The 19,208-nt window shown below is 72.5% G+C and carries 18 protein-coding genes; 8 read left to right on the top strand and 10 right to left on the bottom strand.

Annotated elements, in window-relative coordinates; translation table 11 throughout:
• The 3 genes from ABT093_RS22900 to ABT093_RS22890 form a co-directional block, all read right to left on the bottom strand.
• On the bottom strand, positions 1-1,088 hold a 1,088-nt coding region (locus tag ABT093_RS22900; RefSeq protein ID WP_350567156.1), incomplete at its 3' end, for a GHMP family kinase ATP-binding protein.
• Positions 1,085-1,579, bottom strand: coding sequence for an NUDIX domain-containing protein (locus tag ABT093_RS22895; protein WP_350567154.1), 495 nt, complete (start codon positions 1,577-1,579; stop codon positions 1,085-1,087). The genes ABT093_RS22900 and ABT093_RS22895, both read right to left, overlap by 4 nt.
• 59 nt (positions 1,580-1,638) lie before the next feature.
• The gene (locus ABT093_RS22890; protein WP_350567151.1) at positions 1,639-2,721 is read right to left on the bottom strand and encodes an NAD-dependent epimerase/dehydratase family protein; all 1,083 of its coding nucleotides are present in this window, start codon (positions 2,719-2,721) and stop codon (positions 1,639-1,641) included.
• Positions 2,722-2,969: 248 nt separating this feature from the next.
• Here ABT093_RS22890 and ABT093_RS22885 point away from each other — a divergent pair, with 248 nt between their 5' ends.
• Entirely contained in the window at positions 2,970-4,661 is a 1,692-nt protein-coding gene (locus tag ABT093_RS22885) for an NAD-dependent epimerase/dehydratase family protein (protein ID WP_350567148.1), read from the top strand.
• 107 nt (positions 4,662-4,768) lie between these two features.
• Here ABT093_RS22885 and ABT093_RS22880 read toward each other — a convergent pair whose 3' ends face one another.
• The 6 genes from ABT093_RS22880 to ABT093_RS22855 form a co-directional block, all read right to left on the bottom strand.
• On the bottom strand, positions 4,769-5,305 hold the full coding sequence (locus ABT093_RS22880) for a carboxymuconolactone decarboxylase family protein (protein WP_350567146.1): 537 nt from the start codon (positions 5,303-5,305) through the stop codon (positions 4,769-4,771).
• 22 nt (positions 5,306-5,327) lie between these two features.
• Positions 5,328-6,323: a hypothetical protein gene (locus tag ABT093_RS22875; RefSeq protein ID WP_350567143.1), complete on the bottom strand. Its 996-nt coding sequence runs from the start codon at positions 6,321-6,323 to the stop codon at positions 5,328-5,330.
• A gap of 13 nt (positions 6,324-6,336) precedes the next feature.
• Positions 6,337-6,951: a copper resistance CopC family protein gene (locus ABT093_RS22870; RefSeq protein ID WP_350567140.1), complete on the bottom strand. Its 615-nt coding sequence runs from the start codon at positions 6,949-6,951 to the stop codon at positions 6,337-6,339.
• Positions 6,948-7,538 (bottom strand): hypothetical protein, encoded by a 591-nt coding sequence (locus ABT093_RS22865; protein WP_350567137.1) that lies wholly within the window; start codon positions 7,536-7,538, stop codon positions 6,948-6,950. Before ABT093_RS22865 ends, ABT093_RS22870 begins: the two co-directional genes overlap by 4 nt.
• Before the next feature lie 127 nt (positions 7,539-7,665).
• The gene (locus ABT093_RS22860) at positions 7,666-8,904 is read right to left on the bottom strand and encodes a putative PEP-binding protein (protein WP_350567134.1); all 1,239 of its coding nucleotides are present in this window, start codon (positions 8,902-8,904) and stop codon (positions 7,666-7,668) included.
• Positions 8,905-10,842, bottom strand: coding sequence for an FAD/NAD(P)-binding protein (locus ABT093_RS22855; protein WP_350567131.1), 1,938 nt, complete (start codon positions 10,840-10,842; stop codon positions 8,905-8,907). It lies immediately after the preceding gene.
• A 354-nt stretch (positions 10,843-11,196) separates the two neighbouring features.
• On the opposite strand from ABT093_RS22855, the gene ABT093_RS22850 reads away from it, so the two are divergent.
• From ABT093_RS22850 to ABT093_RS22835, 4 genes are all read left to right on the top strand, one after another.
• Positions 11,197-11,529, top strand: a complete 333-nt coding sequence (locus ABT093_RS22850) for an NIPSNAP family protein (RefSeq protein ID WP_350567129.1) — start codon at positions 11,197-11,199, stop codon at positions 11,527-11,529.
• A 44-nt stretch (positions 11,530-11,573) separates the two neighbouring features.
• Complete coding sequence (locus ABT093_RS22845; RefSeq protein ID WP_350567127.1) at positions 11,574-12,458, top strand: SAM-dependent methyltransferase; 885 nt, start codon at positions 11,574-11,576, stop codon at positions 12,456-12,458.
• 189 nt (positions 12,459-12,647) lie between these two features.
• On the top strand, positions 12,648-13,634 hold the full coding sequence (locus ABT093_RS22840) for a sigma-70 family RNA polymerase sigma factor (RefSeq protein WP_350567125.1): 987 nt from the start codon (positions 12,648-12,650) through the stop codon (positions 13,632-13,634).
• A 166-nt stretch (positions 13,635-13,800) separates the two neighbouring features.
• Positions 13,801-14,211, top strand: coding sequence for an SgcJ/EcaC family oxidoreductase (locus ABT093_RS22835; RefSeq protein WP_350567123.1), 411 nt, complete (start codon positions 13,801-13,803; stop codon positions 14,209-14,211).
• A 91-nt stretch (positions 14,212-14,302) separates the two neighbouring features.
• On the opposite strand, the gene ABT093_RS22830 is transcribed toward ABT093_RS22835, so the two are convergent.
• Positions 14,303-15,364 carry a hypothetical protein gene (locus ABT093_RS22830; RefSeq protein WP_350567170.1) on the bottom strand — a complete coding sequence of 354 codons (1,062 nt, stop codon included), beginning with the start codon at positions 15,362-15,364 and terminating at the stop codon, positions 14,303-14,305.
• 233 nt (positions 15,365-15,597) lie between these two features.
• On the opposite strand from ABT093_RS22830, the gene ABT093_RS22825 reads away from it, so the two are divergent.
• The 3 genes from ABT093_RS22825 to ABT093_RS22815 are packed head-to-tail and all read left to right on the top strand — an operon-like array spanning position 15,598 to position 19,145.
• A complete protein-coding gene (locus ABT093_RS22825; RefSeq protein WP_350567120.1) occupies positions 15,598-16,782 on the top strand; it encodes an acyl-CoA dehydrogenase family protein in 1,185 nt (394 codons plus the stop codon).
• 46 nt (positions 16,783-16,828) lie between these two features.
• On the top strand, positions 16,829-18,070 hold the full coding sequence (locus ABT093_RS22820; protein ID WP_350567118.1) for a phthiocerol/phthiodiolone dimycocerosyl transferase family protein: 1,242 nt from the start codon (positions 16,829-16,831) through the stop codon (positions 18,068-18,070).
• A 25-nt stretch (positions 18,071-18,095) separates the two neighbouring features.
• Positions 18,096-19,145 carry an LLM class flavin-dependent oxidoreductase gene (locus ABT093_RS22815; RefSeq protein ID WP_350567115.1) on the top strand — a complete coding sequence of 350 codons (1,050 nt, stop codon included), beginning with the start codon at positions 18,096-18,098 and terminating at the stop codon, positions 19,143-19,145.
• Positions 19,146-19,208 lie beyond the last annotated feature (63 nt).

The raw sequence follows: 19,208 nt of genomic DNA, 5'->3' as shown, positions 1-19,208 counted from the left end.
TAAAACCCCTCCGGAGACCCCCCTCTCCCCCCCCCCCCCGCCCTCCCTATCGGCAAACCCCCCCGTCCGTGTCCCGGGGGCGGGGCCGGCCGCCCGCGGGCGCTCCCCCCGGCCCGGTTCCCCGCCCGGGCACTCCGGCTCCCCGGAGCCGCCCGGGCGGGGATCACGCGTGCCCCGGGGAAGGGGCCGCGCAGCGCGTCGGCGAGCCGCGCGGCCACCCCGGGCAGGTCGGCCGCCGGGCAGACGCCGACCAGTGAACCGCCGCCGCCGGCGCCGCTGAGCTTGAGCGGCAGCGCGGCGGAGCGAAGTGCCAGCGCCCGCAGCTCCTCCAGGAGCGGGGTCGACATGCCCTGGAAGTCACGCATCGCCGCGTGCGCCCGGCTCATCGCCTCCCCCAGCGCCTCGTGGTCGCGCCGGCGCAGCGCCGCCCAGGCGGCGCCCGACGCGCGGTCGGCCTCCGCCCGGTAGGCGGCGAGGTCGGGGTCGCCCGCCGCGAGCTGCGCCCGCACCGTGCGGATGTGGTCGGCGGTGTTCTTCCGGGTCCCGGAATCCACCACGACCACCCCCCAGTCCTCCGGGAACTCCAGCCGCTCCCGGACCACCGGCAGACCGCGCTCACGGCCGTCGATCAGCAGGGCGCCGCCCTCGGCGACGGCGAGGTGGTCCATGCCGCCGCCGTTGAAGCGGGCGAACTCGAACTCGTACGCCCACTGGACGAGTACGGCGTCCGGCGTCCTGTCCGGCCCTGCCTCCTCCACCGCCTGCGCGAACGCCCGGAACAGCGCCACGATCAGCGCCGTGGACGAGGACAGCCCGCTGGCGGCGGGCGCCTCGCTGCCGACGCGCACGGCCGGCGGGGGGCCGGCCGCCCCGGCCAGCCGCTCGCCCAGGAACGCCCACACCTGCTCCGGCCAGTCGCCGTCCGTCCGCTCCGGCGCGCCGGACGGCCCGTCCGGCAGGACCTCCACCGTGGTCGGCAGGTCGAGGGCCAGGCTGACCGAGCGGCCGTCGCCCAGCCAGTCCAGGTCCTCCCCCGACAGACACGCCCGGCACGGCACCGCGACGCGGATCGGTTGTTCTTCGCTCACCTTGCCTGGAACCTCCCGTCGGTGACGAACGCGCGGTACATCCCGAGGACGATCCGCGTGGGCGGGTGCAGCGGCGCCGGCGGGTCGTCGAGGGACCGGAACTCCGCCCGGCGCACCTCGTCCGCCCCCGGGGAGAGCTCCCCCGACCAGCGCCGGGCCGCGAAGCACAGCGCGAAGCAGTGGTTGACGTCCCCGTTCGGGTAGGTCACGGTGTGCACGGCCGGCTCGGACAGCGACCCGAAGGCGACCAGGTCCTCCTTGGCGACCCGCAGCCCGGTCTCCTCCGCCACCTCCCGGACGGCGGCGTCGGCGAAGCCCCCGTCCTCCTCGCAGGCGCCCGCGGGAAGCTCCCACACGCCGTTGTCGACCCGCTGCTGGAACAGCCCCCGGCCCGCCCCGTCGAGCAGCAGGACCTGGGCCCCCGGCACCAGGAGCCTGGCGCCGCCCATCTTCTGACGCAGCGACCAGACGTACGACCCGACGTAACCCATGCGCGCACCGCCTCCTCCGGCCTCCGCCCCACGGCGGACGGCCACGGCGCCACAGACTGTCACGCGCCGTCCTCGGCGAGCCAGCGCGGCACCGCCTCCGGCGTCTTCTCCAGCCAGCGCACGTACCGGTCCACGCCCTCCGCGACGCCGATCCGGGCCTGCCAGCGCAGCAGCTCCCGGCTCCGCTCGGTGTCGGCGAACCCGCCGAGCGGGTCGCCCTCGGGGCGCGGGGTGACGATCCGGCGGGCCTCCGGGAAGTAGGGCATCAGCAGGTCGGCGACCTCCCGGACCGCCGTCGGCCGCCCGGTCCCGACGTTCACCGTCTGCCCCGCCATCCCCTCCTCGACGAGCGCGAGCGCCGTCGCCTCGGCCACGTCCTGGACGTGGATCATGTCGCGCACCTGGACGCCGCCGCCGTTCAGGCGCATCGGCCGGCCGAGCTTGGCCTGCAGGGACAGCCAGGGCACCATCCAGGAGTGGCTGCCCGGCTTCGGGATCTGCGGATCGCCGTAGACGGAGAAGTAGCGGACGATCGCGTACTCGGTGGCGGACGAGGCCCCGAGCATCAGCCGGGTCTGGTGCTCCGCCCACAACTTGCCGTTGGCGTACACCGACAGCGGGAACAGCGCCTGGTCCTCGTGGAACATGTGCGGACCGGGCGAGTCGGTCGGGCCGTCGCCGTACACGGACGCGGAGGAGACCAGCACCAGGCGGCGCACGGCCGTCCGGGCCAGCTCCTCCAGGATCACCTGGGTGCCCTGCACATTGGCGCGGAAGGCGATGTCGGGGTCCCGGGTGCAGGCGGCCACGTCCGCGTAGGCGGCGGCGTGGACCACGTAGTCGGCGTCCCGGAGCAGCCCGGCGACCGCGTCGCGGTCGCAGACGTCCCCGACGACCAGCTTGGCCCCGGTCTTCTCGACCCCGAATATCGCGTGCCCGTCCTCGGGGTAGGCGTCCATCCGGTCCAGGACGGCCACTTCGGCACCGACCCGGCACAACAGGGCGGTGAGCCGGCTTCCCACCAGGCCCCCACCTCCGGTCACCACGATGCGGGCATCGCGGAGCTTCTCCAACCGGGACTCGACGCTCTCCCCCGCGTCGGGTGCGGACTCGTTCGACGGCGCGTGCGATCCAGCGGACATATGGGGTTCCCTCCGTGAAGACGGCGAACTCTAGAAAACGCGCTCACACACAGCCACATGCTTCCCACGGAAGGTGGCGTGTCCGTCCAGCATCCTTGGGACACCAACCGTGACGCCAGTGCCAATTCGGCACTCTTGCCAGCCCACGGCGCGATCCGTACTGTCCGGAATCGATGGCACCCGCAGTATTCGCTGGTTCCAGAAGTGCCATCAAATCCCGTATGTCCCACCGATGAAAGGGTACAAAAGTGACGAGCCATCAGCTCAGCGGGGTGGTCATGACCCACCCCAAGCGCCGGCCGGACGCCGAGCGGATGGTCCAGACCTCTCCCCCTGGCGCGCTACGCGTCGTCATGGACCCGGACCCGACCGGGACTCCCTCGGTGCTGCGCACCGCGCTCGCCGCCTGGGAGGCCATCGAGGACGGCGCAACCCACCAACTCGTGATCCAGGACGACATGCTGTTGTCCGAATCGTTCTTCGAACGGGTCAACCTCGCCATCGAGGCGATGCCGGACGCGGCGCTGGCCCTGTTCGCCCTGTGGGACTCCCGCAACGGGGCCGCGATCCGCTTCGGCGCGATGGCCGGCGCCCGCTGGGCCGGCGCGGTCAACGAGTACTTCCCGTGCGTCGCGATCGTACTGCCCCGGGCCGTCGCCGACGGCTTCGTCCGCTACGGCCGCGCGCGCCTCGGCGCCTGGCCCGACGACATCCTGATGCACCGTTACCTCACCGACCTCGGCGTCCCCCGCTACGTCTCGGTGCCCAACCTCACCGAGCACCAGGACCACGGCTCGATCTCGGGCAACGCCTTCCGGGGGCCGCGCCGCTCGGTCTGCTTCCTGCCCGGCGACCGGCCCGGCGACGACGAGGGGCGCCGGCTGACCGGCCTGACCGTCCTGCCGTTCTTCAAGTACGGCGTCGCGCGCTGCGCCGTCCGGGTCCCCGGGCCGGGCCCCGAGCGGTGGCTGCACATGGACTGCGAGCAGTACCTGCGTGGTCTGGACCTGCCCGACTCGCTGTTCACGCCGCCCGGACCGGAGTCGGACGCGCCGGACGTCCGGGGGACGTGGCTCACCGCCCTCGCCATGGGCCACGAGGCCGCCCGCCTCGGCCTGGACGTCGACGGCTCCGCGCCGGAGGTGCGGCCCGAGGTGTACGCCGAGGCGGTCGCGACGATCGGGCCGGGCGGCATCAGCAACACCAGCACCGAGGAGCGGATCGCCGAACGCCGCGAGGCCCTGGCGGCCGTGGCCCGACGGGCCCTGACCGCCGGTCGCGAGGCCGCCGACCGCCCGGCCCCCCGCCGGCCCCGGCGGCGGGGCGGCCTCACCGTGCGCGGCGGCGCCTCACCGCTCGGCGAGCACCTCCTCCGGCGGCTGGCCGACCTCACCGACCCGGCCGACACCGGAGCACTCGACGCCGTCCTCGACCTGACCGGCCTGCGCGAGGGCGCCCCGGCCCGCGAGCTGCGCATCCACCTGCCCGGCGACCCGCGGCCGTACACCCTGGCCGTCGGCGAGGTGTACGGCCCCGGCTGCTCGCGCGACACCCTCATCGGCCGCATGGTGTGGGACGCCCTGCGCAGCCAGCCGGTGACCGTCCAGGGCGACCCCGACACCGAGATCCACCCCGTCTACGTCGACGACCTCGCCGACGCCGTCCTCACCGTGCTCCGCACCCGCCCGGCCACCCGCTCCCTCACCGTCGCCCCCGAGAAGCCCACCACCCTCGCCGACCTGGCGAACGCCGTCCACGCCTCCGTCCGCCCCGTCCCCGTCCACACCCACCCCACACCCCCCGCCCACCCCACCCCCGCCCCCGACCTCACCAACACCCCCCGCCCACCCGCCTGGACCCCCACCACCGCCCCCACCAAGGGCCTCCACGCCTACGCCCAATGGCTCGCCTACGAGGGCACCCTCCTCACCACCATGTGACCCCCGCCCCCACTCGCCGCTCTCGCCCGCTCGCCTCGGGCGGGAGCGCGGGCAGGGGTGGGCCCAGGCCGGGCGGGGGCCGGCCTGGGCCTGGGGGGGGTGCGGGGTCAGGGCAGGTAGCCCTTGGAGGCGAGGTTCTCGCCGATCTCGTCGTAGACCGCGGGGTCGTCGGGGGTGATCGCGGCGAGGCCGTCGACGTAGCGGTTGTACATGCAGAACGCGGAGGCGATCAGCACGGTGTCGTGGATGGTCTCGTCGTCGGCGCCCGCCGCGCGGGCGGCGGCGATGTGCTCGTCGGTGACGGCCAGGCCGCTGACCTGGACGTGGCCCGCGAGTTCCAGCAGCGCGCGCATCTTCTCGCTGACCGGTGCGGTCGCCAGGTCGCGCTTGACGGCGTCGACCACGGTGTAGTCGCCTCCGCTCAGCGTGTGCGCGGCGGCCGCGCTGTGCGAGCCGGTGCAGTAGCGGGTCTCGTTGCGGGCGGAGACGAACGCGGCGATCAGCTCGCGCTCGCCCACGGTGAGCGGGGACTCGCCGCGGAGCAGCTGCTCCGCGAGCTCACTGAGTGCGCGCCCCGAGGCGGGCTTGCTGGCCATCAGCCCCCGGATGCCCGGTCGCTGGTGGGGGACGGCGATGTGCGGCATGCGAATCAGCCTCCGTAGCACGTTACTTGTTGAACCACGAGACGGTCGTCTCATCCGTGCTGAACTGGTTCAGCAGCATAGTGGCGACCTTCTGCTCGCCGGTGGGACCCGGGTGCACCAGGTCGCCTTCGAGGTCCGAGCACTTCCACTCCAGGCCGTCGCCGCGCCCGGGGACGCCGCCGGCCGCGTTGTCCGCGCCCAGGCCGTCGGCCCACAGGTACGGGCCCCAGGAGAGCCAGGGGGCGACGCCGCCGGCGCCGTACGCGAGGGTGGGGTCGCCGTTGATCTGCTGCTCGATCAGCCACTTGACGGAGAAGCCCTGCTGGTAGGCGCCGGCGCTGCGGGCGGGGTTGTAGGTGTAGATGCGGCTGGCGACGTAGCCGAGTGCCAGATTGGCGTACTCGGCGCGGGCGTTGCGGGCGATGGCGGCGAGGCTGTCGCGCAGGGACCGGGCACCGGCCGGGAAGGCGCCCAGGTTGTCGCCCACGTACTGCTCCTTGATCCAGACGGCCTGGACCTGGGCGGCGGTCACCCCTGCGGCGTTCAGCCGGCCGGCCAGCACCGACCAGGTGGCGCTCGCCGGGTCCTCCCAGGCGTGGGCGTCCTGACCGCCCTGGGCGCCGTCGACGATCACCAGCCGGCTGTTGAGGTCGGCGTACCGGGTGGTCCTGGCGATGAAGGCCTGGAACTCCTGGGTCGTGTTGGACATGCCGATCGAGATCAGCACCACCTTGCCGTTGACCGGGTCGACCTGGCCGGCGGCGTTGCGGGGAAGCACGTGCTGGAGCGCGATGTCCTTGCCGGCCCGGGTGTGCGCGGCCGGGCGGGTGTTGCTCGCGCCGGGGTACAGTCCGCCGGACTGGCCCTGGTAGGTCGAGCCGCCCATGTCCACCAGCGGGGTCTGGTTGCTGGAGGTGTAGGAGCAGCCGGCGGCGGCCGAGGTCGTCCCGGGTGCGACGACGACGGCCGCCGAGGCGGCGGTGAGCAGGAACGCGGTGAGTCCGTGGCGCAGCTTCATGCGGCATTCCTCCCTACGTGGCAGTGCCGGTTTCTCCGTACGGCCGGCCCGGACGCGCCCGGGGGCGCCGGAGGCGGGGGCGGCGGAACACCAGGTAGAGGGCGCTCGGGAGCAGGACCGCGTCGGCGCAGAGCAGCAGGACGTTCCAGGCCCCCTCGATCCCGTGCTCGTGGGTCGGGCTGCCCTCGTCCGCCGGGTCCGCGACGGGGCGGCTGTCGGTGGCGATGGCGGTGGCGGCGCCGACCCCGAAGGCCGTCGTGCCGGAGACCTCGCGGCCGCCGTCCAGGACGAGCCGGTAGGTGACCTGGTAGGTGCCCTCGGCGTCGATCCGGACCGGCGAGACCAGGCGCCGGCCGTCCAGCCGGGGGCTGCCGTCACTGACGGGCAGGCCGTTGGGCCCGTTGACCTGGAGATAGACCGATCCGGGCTGGAAGTCGTCGCCGGAGAAGGTCAGAGCGACCTCGCTCGGGGCCTGGGCGAGGCCGCTGCCGTCGGCCGGAGTGACGCTCGCCAGCCGGACCGGCTGGCGAGCGCTGATCCAGAGCAGCCCGACGAGGAGCAGCACGACCACACCGACGCCGAGCGCGACGGCGCGCTGGAAGGACTGCGTCGATCCGGTGCCACTCACGCGGTCGCCGCGGCCTCGTGACGGTGGACGGCGTGCTTGCAGCTGCACGTCATCTCGGACAGCTCGTCGTGGTTGGGCCGCAGGTGGTAGTACATGCCGATCACCATCGGGATGAAGACGACGGTGTTGTAGAAGAGGTGCAGCTCGACCCGGGGGAACACCAGCTGCAGCACCGAGACCGCCGCCGTCTTTCCGAACAGGAAGTGCCCGGTCTGCGCCTGCAGCAGCAGGAGCAGGTGCTCGATGTGGTGCCAGAACTGGATCACCAGCGCCACCGTCCACCAGGTGCGGCCCCGCCCGACGAACCCGGGGCGCAACAGGAACAGCCCGATGATCATCACCAGGGCGTAGCCGTAGTGCATCCACTCCGACGTCACCAGCCACGGGAACTGGAGCCCCAGCAGACCCTTGGACTTCGGAACCGACCAGCCGAGGCCCCAGATCTGGTACGCCTGGGTGAGGTGCTCGGCCCAGTGGGCGAGCACCACCACCATGAAGAGGTTCAGCGCGGCGCGGTGCGATCCGTGGCTCAGCCGGCTCAACAGCTTTCTCGAGCCGGGGTTCGACGGTGCGGTGTACGTCGTCATCAGTCTGGTTCTCCTACGGGGGGAGGATGCCTGGGAGCCCTCGCGCCGACGGGGCGGCGAGGCGGTGGGACGGCGGGGCGTGCCCCAGACTGATGGCCTCGCGCCGGAAGTGCTTCTCCCAACGTGCTCAGTTTGTCAGATCGACGCGCTCGGGATGCAGGACCCGGGTCAGTTCGGCGGTGCACATCATGTAGCCGTCGGGGGTCGGGAGTTGGGAGAGGTAGTGGGCGAGGTCGGTGCCGAGGGAGAAGACCCGGACCGGGATGCCGGCGGCGCGGGCGGCTTCGACGACCCGGCGGACGCCGTCGAGGACGGCGGGATGGCGGGTCTGGTAGGAGTCGGCGACGAGGTGGTTGCCGCGATCGGCGGCCAGGTAGAACTGGACCAGGTCCTTGACCCCGACGAAGAGCTCGCTGGCGCCGGCGGCGCAGATCTGCGGGGTGGCGTGGACCGCGGCCGGGGTCTCGATGAACGCGGAGAGCGAGACGGTGGCGGGGAGTTCGAGGTGGGCCCGTAACTGGGCGTACTCGTCCGCGTCGTTGAGGAACGGGACGGAGAGGTGGACGCGCGCCGCCTCGTCGCCGAGCCGGGTGCGCAGGGTGTCGAGCACCGTGTGCAGGGCGTCCCGGTAGGCGGTCGAGCCGAGCAGCCACCGGGCGCCGTGCAGGCCCAGCTCGGGGTTGGGTTCGACGGCGACGGCGGACTGTTCGGTGACGCTGGCGGCGTGGTCGGAGCGCAGGTCGAGCAGGCGCAGGATGAGGCGCTGGTCGGGGAGGAGCTCGTCGACGAAGGCGACGAGGCGCTCGGCGATGGCCCGCCCGTAGCGGGTGATCTCTTCGGGTCCTCCGTCGAGGGCGTCGAGCGGGCTGAGCCCGGCGGCCAGGCAGAGGAACTCCTCGCGGATGAAGAAGGAGTCGACGCGCTTCGCGTTCGGCCCGCAGGAGTTGACGGTCCGGATGTCCTGGAAGTCGGCGATGACCGCGCAGGCGGCGCCGAGCTGCTCCGCGGTGGGGGCGGCCGGACCCGGCGCGGGGGCGGACCCCGCGGCCGGGTCGGGTTCGAGCAGGATCGCCCCGTTCTCCAGGTCGAGGGTGACCTCGCCGACCAGGGCGGCGAGGTCGGCCTCGTCGACCCTGAGCACCGGAATGCCGCGGCCGCGGCAGAGCGACTGCATGTGGCCGGTCTGGCCGCCTCCGCCGCAGACCACGGCGTCGGCCGCGACGATGGCGTCGTACAGGCCCGCCTCCAGATGGGGGGCGATCAGGATGGATCCCGCCTGCGGGTGCCCGGTGCGGTTGCAGGTGCCGCGCAGGGTCGCTCGGGTGCCACCGGTGAGCATGAAGCCCTGGATCCGTCGCCCGTTCAATTAGTCCTCCATGGACTCGTAGGTGTCCGCGCTGTCCGGGATCCCCAGGTGAAGCCGAAGTTGGCGTGGCGTCACGGAGACGTCGGTGAGTCTCCGGACGGCCGACCGGCCGACCGCCGTCCGCAGTCGGCGGCGGTGTCCGGGGTCGTCCGGGGCGGTGGAGGAGCCGATCAGGGCGTCCAGGCGGGCGTCGATCCGCTCCCGTTGGGCACGGGTGCCGGTCGCCATCCTCCTCACCTCCAGGTTCACAGCCTGCTCGAACACGGGGTCGGCTGCTTCCTCGAACGTGCCGTCGGAGGTACCGGATCCGGCCAAGTCGCGCGCCCGTCCGGATTCCGGGGCGACGGGCCGGCCGGAGCCGGCGGCGGCGCCGGCCCCCGGACCGGCCGCGGGGACGGGCTCGGAGAAGGACTCGGAGACGGGCTCGGACAGCTCCAGTTGTTCGATGACGTGGGCCGCGACCGCGATGGAGTGGTTCTTGATGGCGGCGAGGTTGAAGGCGAAGGCACCGGTGCGGCCGTTGCGCACGATCTCGTCGCCCTCGCGCAGCGGGCCGACGGCGGTGAGCGGACCGCTGGGCGCCCCGGAGGGATCGAGCAGGACGCCGCGGTGGTCGACGTCGAGACCTCGGCCGGTGCGCTCGTGCGCGGTGGCCAGACCGCGCCGCAGCAGGTTGCGCCACAGCGGCTCCCCGACCCGCAGGTAGTCGCTCTCCCGGCCGAAGTTGGAGACCACCAGGTCCGCCTGGACGGCCAGCTTCCCGTCCGCGGTGGCGACGGCGACCTCCAGCCGGCCGGACTCGGCGGGGGTGACCGACTGGACGGCCCCGACCAGCAGCCGGAGCGGGCCGGATTCCATCGCCCGCTCGATGACCTCGATGGTGTACCGCACCGCGCCGACCCGCAGGGCGGCGACCGCGGTGCCGAACTCGTCCAGCAGGGAGCGCAGCTCGTCCGACGGGATCCGTTCGATGGCGGTGGGCAGGTGCGGCTCCCAGGCCTTGGCGACCCGTTCGGCGACCACCTCGGGGGCGACGTCCGGATACTCGCGGGCCACGGTCGCGCAGGCCGCCTTCCACTCCGCCCGGACCCGGCCGAGGAACTCCTCGCGGTTGCGGTAGGGCTCCAGCAGCGTGCTGGGACAGGAGAGTCGCAGCACACCGTGCTCGTGGGTGCCCGGATAGGTGCGGAACATCGTCCCGGTGCGGGAGACCAGCCGGATGCTTCCGGTGTGGCCGCGGCGCAGCAGCAGGCCCGCCGAGTCGTAGGCGCTGAGCACCGAGCCGACGACGACCACGTCGGCCCCGGGCGGCAGCGCCTCCAGCTTGCGCACGCCCTCGGCCGAATAGGGGTGGCGGACGAACCCCGGGTGCTCCAGCACCTCGGTGGCGAAGGGCAGGTCCTTCAGCTCCAGGCCGGTGGCGAGGACCACGTGCGCGGCGGCCATCACGTGCTCCGCGCCGTCGCCCCGCCGGACCGTCAGGTCGGCCCCGGTGGGGGTGAGGGCGAGGTCGACGGCGTCACCCTCGGCCTCGGTGAGCACGACGCCCGGGTAGGCCTCCCGGGCGGCCTCGGCGAGCCGCTGCTCCAGGTAGTCCTGGAAGATCCGCCGGGGCGCCGGCCCCGGCTCGGTGAACTCGTGGTCGGCCCACTGCGCGGGCCAGTCACCGCGATCGGCCTCCCGGTTGGCCCAGTGCACGAAGTCGAGGACGTCCTCCCTGAACACCGACATCCGCCCGGCCTGGATGTTGAAGACATGGTCCCAGGGGTTGCCGTCCCGGTGGTAGGCGACCCCGGCGGCGCGGTAGTCGGCGCGCCGCTCCAGCAGGACGATCTCGACCGGGCGGCGGGCGAAGCGGAGCATTCTGATGGTGGTGGCGGTGCCGGCCAGGCCCGCTCCCACCACGACGATCCTGGGGCTGGTCCCTGCGCGAGTCATGCTGGAGCCTCTCGGTCACGGAGTCGGAACGCGGGGCCCGACGCCGTCCACCGCGCCGGGCCGAGCTACTGGGCTGGATGGGGCGGAAGTGACGCGTGATGGAAGTTGATGCGACGTCAACGTCATTATCCATAACGCCCGTTCCGCTCGTAACCCGCAGGACGCGCGGCCGGCCGGGGAGGGGGCGGCACGAACCCCCGCAATCAGAGCATTCACGAAGAAGACCGCCTCCCGCGCCGGGGCTAGGCTTCCCGGCGGAGCGCTCGAACCGGCCCGGGATTCAGGCCGGGGCCGCCGCTCGCCCTCCATCTGCGCAGCAAGGGCCACGACACAGACCTTGGGAGCGAACACAGCATGATCTACGAGCTGCGCGAATACACCGCGGTCCCCGGCCGCATGCCCGCCCTGATCCGCAGGTTCAACGAGCATGCGCTGAAGGGGCTGGCCAGGCACGGGATGGAGGTCGTCTTCATCTCGCTGACCGAGTTCGGCACGAACACCATGAACGAGATCGTCTACGTCCTGAGATTCGATTCCTACGATGAGCTCGAGCGCAAGTGGAACGCCCTGCTCGCCGATCCGGAGTGGATCGAGGCCAAGCGGCTCAGCGAGGTGGACGGCCCCCTCGTCGCCTCGCTGGGGCGCCGGATCCTCACCGGCAATCCGTTCGCCCAGGGCCGACCGTGATCATCCTCGCCGGTACCACCGCGCGCGAACTCAAGGAGAGCCGCATGACCGAACTGAAGGTACTCAACGGAAGCGTCGGTCAGAGCGCCATATTCATCGCCTGCTCCCGGCGCATGGAAGGCCGCCGCCCCGATGCGCTGTTCCAGGACCCGTTCGCCGAGGCGATCCTGGAGATCCTGGCCGACGATCCCACCCTCGCCAGGATCGCCGCGGCGATCGGCCAGAGCATGGACAGCGACGAGAAGTTCACCACCGACTACTTCGCCGTCCGCACCCGGTTCCTGGACGACGGCATCCGGGCCGCGCTGCGCGGCGGGGTCCGGCAGGTCGTCTCCCTCGGCGCCGGGTTCGACGGTCGCACGCTGCGGCTGGACTGCCCGGAGGGCACCGACTGGTACGAGGTCGACCTGCCCGAGGTGGTCGAGCCGAAGTCGGCGCTGGTCGCGCGGTCCGGCCTCGCGCCGACGTGCGCGCGCCGCGACGTCGTCGCGGACCTGTCCGACGACTGGGTGCCCGCGCTCCTGACCGCGGGCTTCGACCCGGGCAGGCCCACGGTCTGGCTCCTTGAGGGTCTGGTGTTCTACCTGGCCGAGAGCGCCGTGGAGAGGCTCGTGACGGCACTGACCGCCCTGTCCGCGCCGGGAAGCGCGCTCCTGCTGGAGCATCTGGCGGTCAGGATGCTCGGCGAGGCGGGCCGGGAGCTGCGCGCGCTGAACAGGACCTACGGCATCGAGTGGCTGTCGGCCCACGACGAACTCGCCCCCTGGCTGGCCGGCCACGGCTGGGACGCCGAGGTCTTCGCCCACGACGACCGGCGGATCGGGCACGGCCGCACGGTGGCGGAGAACCCGGCGATGTGGCTGGCCACCGGCGTGCTGGCCGCCGCCTCCGGTCCCGCCGCCGCGCCCGCCGCACCCACGACGCCCTGACATCGAGACGTCGAGACGTCGAGACGGCACCGGACCGACCGGCAGCCACCGCGTACACCGCCGCATACACCACGGCGACGACCATGTCCCACGGTTCGTCAGGAAGCCGTCCTCTGCGATAGATCAACTCACACCACGCGCCGTCCTCGAGTACGGTGTCCTCGGTCTGAGCAGAGAAGGAGCCTGGGCGTGACGACGAAGGATGAGGGCTTTGATCGCCTGATCGAGCCGTTCCGGCCGGAGTTGCTGGCGTACTGCTACCGCATGCTCGGCACGGTGCACGACGCCGAGGACCTGGTCCAGGACACGTACCTGAGGGCGTGGCGGGCGCGGGAGCAGTACGACGAGTCCCTCAGCTCGGTGCGCACCTGGCTCTACCGGATCGCGACGAACGCCTGCCTGACCGCCCTGAAGGCGCACGGCCGGCGGCCGCTGCCGTCGGGGCTGGTGGCGGAGTCGGAGCCGCTGGCCCCACTGGTCCTGGGGGACGACGTGCCCTGGCTCCAGCCCTTGCCGGACTCGTTGCTGAGGACGGCCGATCCGGCCGGGGCCGTGATCGACCGCAGCAGCCTGCGCCTGGCGTTCGCCGCGGCCCTGCAGCATCTGTCGGCGCGGCAGCGCGGTGCGCTGATCCTGCGGGACGTGCTCGGCTTCTCCTCCTCCGAGGCGGCGGAGATCCTCGGCAGCACCGTCGTGTCGGTGAACAGTTCCCTGCAGCGGGCACGGACCCGGCTGAAGGAGGTCGGGATCCAGGACGATGGCCTCAGCGAGCCGCCCGAGCTCGAGCAGCGGGCCTGGATCGAGCGCTACATGAAGGCCTTCGAGAACGCCGACGTCGAGAGCCTCAAGCGGCTGCTCACCGAGGACGTGCTCATGGAGATGCCGCCGATGCTCAACTGGTTCTCCGGCCGCCACAACTACGGCCTGTTCATGGAGTGGGTCTTCGACAAGGCCGGAACGGACTGGCGGCTGAGGACCGTCGCCGCCAACGGCCAGCCCGGGTTCGCCGCCTACTGCCGCGCCGGTGACGGCTACCGGCTGCACACGCTCCAGGTCTTCACCGTCACCGCCGCCGGCATCAGCCGGACGTCGGTGTTCCAGACGGCCGAGGTCTTCGCGCCCTTCGGTCTGCCGGCCGCGCTCGACGCGCGGGGGCTGCCCGTCGCGGTGTCCTGAGCCCGGATCCACCGGCCCGGCACCGCCCGGATCCGGGCCCCGGCCCGACCGCCGGAAGAGTCACCGATCTTTTTTCCGCGGGCGCGATGAGTTCCGGCCCCGCCGTCGGTATGTATTGGCGAGTTCGCCGGATCGTCCGGGCGAACCGATCGCAAGGGAGAATCGAATGTCGGACAAGCGTGCGGAAGACGTCGCCGCCATCGAGGCCGTTCTCGCCGACTCGTACAAGGCGTGGGAGGCCGGCGACGCCGACCGCATGGTCGCCAACTACACGGAGGACGCGACCGCCATCATGACCGGCTCGTTCCGCGACAGCCGTGACGTGATCCGCGAGAACATGGCCTTCGCGTTCGCGGGGCCGCTCAAGGGCAGCTCGACCTCCAACAAGCAGATCAGCCTGCGCTTCCTGGGACAGGACGCCGCGATCCTCGTCAGCGAGTCCGCGATCCTGTTCGGCGGCCAGACCGAGGCTCCGGAGGAGGGCAAGGTGACGGCGACCTGGGTGCTGGAGAAGCGGGACGGCCAGTGGCTGATCGCCGCCTACCACAACAGCCCGAAGCTGGCGCCCGCGCAGTAGGCCCTCCCACCGACCGGCGGTCCCCCGTGTAGCGGCGTGGGGCTCCGGCATCGCCACCCGCGATGCCGGAGCCCCACGAGGTCCGGGTCGGTCACAGGGCCCGTAGCTCGCGCCGGTAGTGGAGGGCCGCCGGCGGGTGCTCCCACACTCCCGGGGCGCCTTCGACCACGACGGGGATCGCCTGGATCATCGGGGCGGCGATGGCGTAGAAGCCGGGGGCGGTGGGGTCGTCGGCGTAGTGGAGCCTGTTGTCGCGCGTCGAGGCGCTGGCCACCACCGTCGTGCGCAGGGACGGGCGTCCCTCGATCTCGATGTACCAGCACGTGTCCGCGGTGACCTCGGCGGGCTTGAGGTCGTCGCCGCAGTAGAAGATGCCCTCCGAACGGTAGAACTCCTTGCCGCCGCTGATCCCCGACATCCGGATCACCCGGCCGCCGAGCGTTCCCGCGCGGATGGACGGCCCGTTGGACCGCTCGATGTCCGCGGGGGCGACCAGCTTCAGGCTGCTCGTCTCCACGGAGTCCAGGACCACTCCCATGTGCCGGGCGACGTTGCGGATGGACACCGAGTGGTAGCGCTCCAGCCCGGTCATCAGGAACTCCTCGCCCAGGGCCGCCTGGTCGAGGGGCTTGCCGAAGCCGAACTGGTCGAACAGGCCGCTGCCCACGGAGTCGGAGCGCCAGATCTCCTTCATCGTGATGTGCTCCACGTCGCTGCACAGCCCGGACAGCGTCGTGACCAGCCGTTCGCCGATGAAGTCGCCGTTCACTCCGGTGGCGTAGAGCGTCGCCCCGCCGGCCCCGGCCAGCCGCTCGAAGCGTTCCAGCGCGCCGTCGTCCCGGTAGCGCAGGCCCTCGTAGGCGAGGGAGGTGACGACGTTGATCCCGGCCTGCAGGAGCGACAGGATGTCGTCGTCGGTCCGCTTCCAGTCGACGGGGTCCAGCGGTGCGTACAGCACCACGTCGGGACGCGCGTCGATGAGCGCCGCCGGGTCCGCGGCGACCTCCACCCCCAGCGGGCCCATCCCGAGCACCTCGCCCACGTCGAGGCCCTGCTTCTCCACCCGGTACCCCAGGGCGCCGACGAGTTCGAGGGAATCGAGCCTGACGATCTCCCTGATCGCGGCTCCTCCCACCTGACCTGTCCCCCACACCGCTACCCGATACGGTTCACGCACGTTTTCCTCCACCCACGAGTGGTCCGATGACAGCCGGAACAGTGCGACTGTTGCACCGAACCGGCCGGCCGGAGTTCTCCGGGCTTGCCCTGTCGGCACCGGCTCGACTCCCGTGAACGACAGGGCAACCACGAAGATGGGTCCCGCGTCGCGCCGCCCTACGGTCGAAACCGCCAGGTTTTCCCCACCTTCACACTCAGGAGCAGCACGTGACGACTCTCGGGGCACCGCAGCATGACGAGCTCGTCGGCCGGGCGACGGAACTGGTCCCGCTGATCCGCAAGCACGCCGCCTGGCAGGAGGAGCACCGCGTCCTGCACGACGACGTGCTCCGGGCGGTGATCGACGCCGGCCTGCTCAGGATGCGGGTCCCGCACCGCTACGGCGGCTACGAATCGGACGCCCGCACCGTGTGCGCCGTGATCTCCGAACTCTCGCGCGGCGACGGCTCCCTCGGCTGGACCTCGGCCACGATGGCCATCGGCACCTGGCAGACCGGGCTGTTCCCGGACGAGGTGCAGGACGAGGTCTTCGCCGACCCGGACGTCCGGCTCGGCGGCAGCATCAGTCCGGGCGGCATCGCCGTCCCGACCGAGGGCGGCGTGATCCTCAACGGCCGGTGGCCGTTCTGCACCGGTGTCACGCAGAGCCAGTGGTTCGTCCACTCCGCCCTGCTGGCCGACGAGAACGGCGACCGCATCCCGGTCATCGTCCTCGTCCCGGTGTCCGACCTGGAGATCGTCGACGACTGGTTCACCTCGGGCCTGCGCGGCACGGGCAGCGTGACGACCATCGTGAAGGACCTGTTCGTCCCCGAGGCGCGCGTCCTGCCGATGACCCCGGTGATCCGCGAGGGCCGGCACCGCTCACTGAAGAACGCCGACTCCCCCGTGTGGAAGTCCCTGTTCTCCCCGATCGCCTCCGCCGGCGTCAGCGCGGTCCCGCTGGGCATGGTCCAGGCCGCGCGCGAGGTCTTCTTCGAGCGGCTGCCCACCCGGAAGATCACCTACACCGACTACAAGCGCCAGATCGACGCCCCGCTCACCCACCTCCAGGTGGCGGAGGCGGCCGTGAAGATCGACGAGGCCGAGTTCCACGTGCGCCGCGCGGCCGAGCGCCTGGACGGCAAGGCCGCGACCGGCGCGGACTGGACCCTGACGGAGCGGGGCCTGGCCCGCATGGACATGGGCGCCACGTGCATGCGCGCCAAGGAGGCGATGGACATCCTCAGGACCGCCAGCGGCGGCTCCTCCGTCTACTCCGACGTCCCGATCCAGCGCATCGACCGGGACCTCCAGACCATCTGCCTGCACGGAGTCCTGCACCCGAACACCAACCTCGAACTCTACGGCCGCATCCTGTGCGGGCTGGAGCCCAACTCGCACCTGATCTAGGGCCTGGACCCCTCGCCGTGACCCCGGACGTACGAAAGGTTCGCCCATGACGAGCGAGCGCCGCTCCCTGACCTTCTTCGAGTCCTTGTTCTACTCCCGGCGCGTCGGTCCCGTCGTGGCGAGCGTCCGCCTGGAGGGCCCGGTGGACGCCTCGGTCATGGACCGGGCCGCACGGCTGCTGCAGCGCGACCATCCACTGCTGCGCTGTTCCCTGCTCCGGACCGATGACGACGTCGCCCTGGTGCTGTCCGACGAGGCGCCGGGGCTGGCCGTCGCAGCGCCGGACGCCAACTCCCTCGCGGACGAGCTGAACGTCCCCCTCCCCGGGAACCGTCCGCTCAGCCGGATCTCGCTGTCCCGGACCGCCGATTCGGCGGTGCTCAGCCTCGCCGGCGACCACGCCGGCACCGACGGCCGGCTGAACACGCTCCTGTTGCGCCGGCTGCTCGGCTACTACACCGATCTGTCGCGCGGCGTGGAACCCGCGCCGAGCGGTAGGTCCGCGTTCGAGGGGTCGCTGGAGGAGGCCCTGCTCGCGGCGTACGAACCGGGCCCGGTGCGGCTTCCGGCCGAGACCGCTCCGCCGCTGACGCTGGCCGGCGAACCCGGCGAACCCGGCGAACCGGGTGAACCGGGCCCGCAGGGCGTGCACGGCCTCGGCTACGACCGGGACACGACCGCGGCGCTGGTCGCCGCTGCCCGCAAGGGCGGGATCTCCCTCACCAGCCTGCTGGCCGGGGCCCTGGCCTGCGCGGTGCGCGCCCGGTTCCCCGGCGCCGGGCGGATGCCGGTCTCGGCGGCCTTCGCCGTCGACCTGCGCCCGCGCGTCACTCCCCCGATCCCTCCGGACGCCCCGTTCTGCTGTGTGGCGCGGCTGGTGTCCGCCACCGACGTCGACGCCGGCGAGCGGCCCGTCGAGGTGGGCCGTCGCATCGGCACGAAGCTGAAGGCGCTCCTGGAGCAGGAGGAGATCCAGCACAGGCTGGTGGCCCAGCGGCTGGCCGGCACGCCCACGCCGCTCCCGCCGATGTCCTTCATGGTGTCGAACATCGGCGTCATCGAGGACCATCCCGTGCCCGACGGCCTGCGGATCACGGACAGCCGCTGGGCCGGCACGTCCCGCGGACCGGTTCCCTCGCTCTACGGATCGACGGCGGACGGCAGGCTCACCCTCGACCTGGTCCACGACACGGCGTTCCACAGCGCCGAGGTGATCGGCGATGTCATCGGGCACTTCGAGGCCTCCCTGATGTCGGCGGCCTCGGACCCCGGCGCCGAAACCACCTGACGGCGTCCTCGCGAACGGAGTTCCTGTGAACAGCGGATTGAAGACCAGGCCCGGCCTGGCGGTCCAGGCCGGGACGGTGCCCCTGGCGGTGCGGATGGCGGTCGAGGCCGAACGGCGCGGGCTGCCGTCGTTCCACACGAGCGAGTTCTACGACCGCTCGGCGGTCGTGACCCTCGCCGCCGTGGCCCGGTCCACCTCCCGGATCCGGATCGGGTCGGCCGTGGCCTGGGCCATGGCCCGCACGCCGGTGACCCTCGCCACCGAGTTCCGTTCGCTCGCGGAACTCGCGCCGGGCCGGGTGCAGCTGGGCCTGGGCACCGGCAACCCCCAGGTGATCGCGGACTGGCACGGCCTCGACGAGCGCCGCCCGGCCGCCCGGCTGCGCGAACTGGTGCCGTTGGTCCGCAGGATCTGGGAGGTCGGAACGACCTCGGTCGACCACGACGGCGCGTTCTACCGCTGCCGCATTCCGGCCGACCCCCTGCTCCAGCCCTGGCCCGAGCCGGCGGACCCGGCGGCCGGCGACAGCCGCCCCCGGATCCTGGTGGCGGGCGGCCGCCTGCCGATGATCCGCACCGCGGGCACGGTCGGTGACGGCCTCCTGGGCCAGCCCATCTTCAGCCCGGCGTTCGTCGAGGAGGTGGTCCGCCCCGCGCTCGCCGACGCCGCGGAGCGGGCCGGGCGCGAGGCGCCGGTGCCGATCACCGGGATGATCACCTGTGCGGTGAGCGAGAACGCCGAGCAGGCGCGGACCCTCGCCGCGGTGCAGATCGGCGTGTTCGCGATCCTGCCCTCGGCGGCGCCGCTGATCTCCTTCCACGGCTTCGAGTCCGAACTCGCCGCGATCCGCGAGGCGTTCTCGCGGCGCGACATTCCGGGCGTGGCGGCCGCCGTCTCCGACCGGATGCTCGACACACTGACCGTCCACGGCACGCCCGCGGAGGCCAGGGAGCGGTTCGCGGCCGTCTTCGACGGCGTCTACGACGAGGCCCTGGTGTTCACCGCCGGCAAGGGCATGCCGGAGGGCGGCTTCGAGGAGAGCCTGCTGGGCGTCTGCGAGGCCTTCGGGGACTGACCGACTGCTCGGCTTCGCCGACTCCGGGGCGGCGGACCTCCCCGGCACCACGGTGGTGCCGGG

The organism is Kitasatospora sp. NPDC002551 (assembly GCF_040296005.1).
GTDB lineage: Bacteria > Actinomycetota > Actinomycetes > Streptomycetales > Streptomycetaceae > Kitasatospora.
Note: the sequence above shows the minus strand (reverse complement) of the source record. Positions and strands in the feature narration are given on the sequence as shown.

Bases quoted from the DNA above. Each gene is read 5' to 3' on its own strand.
- ABT093_RS22845 (WP_350567127.1), top strand. From the start codon at position 11,574: ATGACCGAACTGAAGGTACTCAACGGAAGCGTCGGTCAGAGCGCCATA.
- ABT093_RS22850 (WP_350567129.1), top strand. From the start codon at position 11,197: ATGATCTACGAGCTGCGCGAATACACCGCGGTCCCCGGCCGCATGCCC.
- ABT093_RS22875 (WP_350567143.1), bottom strand. From the start codon at position 6,323: ATGAAGCTGCGCCACGGACTCACCGCGTTCCTGCTCACCGCCGCCTCG.
- ABT093_RS22855 (WP_350567131.1), bottom strand. From the start codon at position 10,842: ATGACTCGCGCAGGGACCAGCCCCAGGATCGTCGTGGTGGGAGCGGGC.
- ABT093_RS22820 (WP_350567118.1), top strand. From the start codon at position 16,829: ATGACGAGCGAGCGCCGCTCCCTGACCTTCTTCGAGTCCTTGTTCTAC.
- ABT093_RS22890 (WP_350567151.1), bottom strand. From the start codon at position 2,721: ATGTCCGCTGGATCGCACGCGCCGTCGAACGAGTCCGCACCCGACGCG.
- ABT093_RS22865 (WP_350567137.1), bottom strand. From the start codon at position 7,538: ATGACGACGTACACCGCACCGTCGAACCCCGGCTCGAGAAAGCTGTTG.
- ABT093_RS22895 (WP_350567154.1), bottom strand. From the start codon at position 1,579: ATGGGTTACGTCGGGTCGTACGTCTGGTCGCTGCGTCAGAAGATGGGC.
- ABT093_RS22880 (WP_350567146.1), bottom strand. From the start codon at position 5,305: ATGCCGCACATCGCCGTCCCCCACCAGCGACCGGGCATCCGGGGGCTG.
- ABT093_RS22835 (WP_350567123.1), top strand. From the start codon at position 13,801: ATGTCGGACAAGCGTGCGGAAGACGTCGCCGCCATCGAGGCCGTTCTC.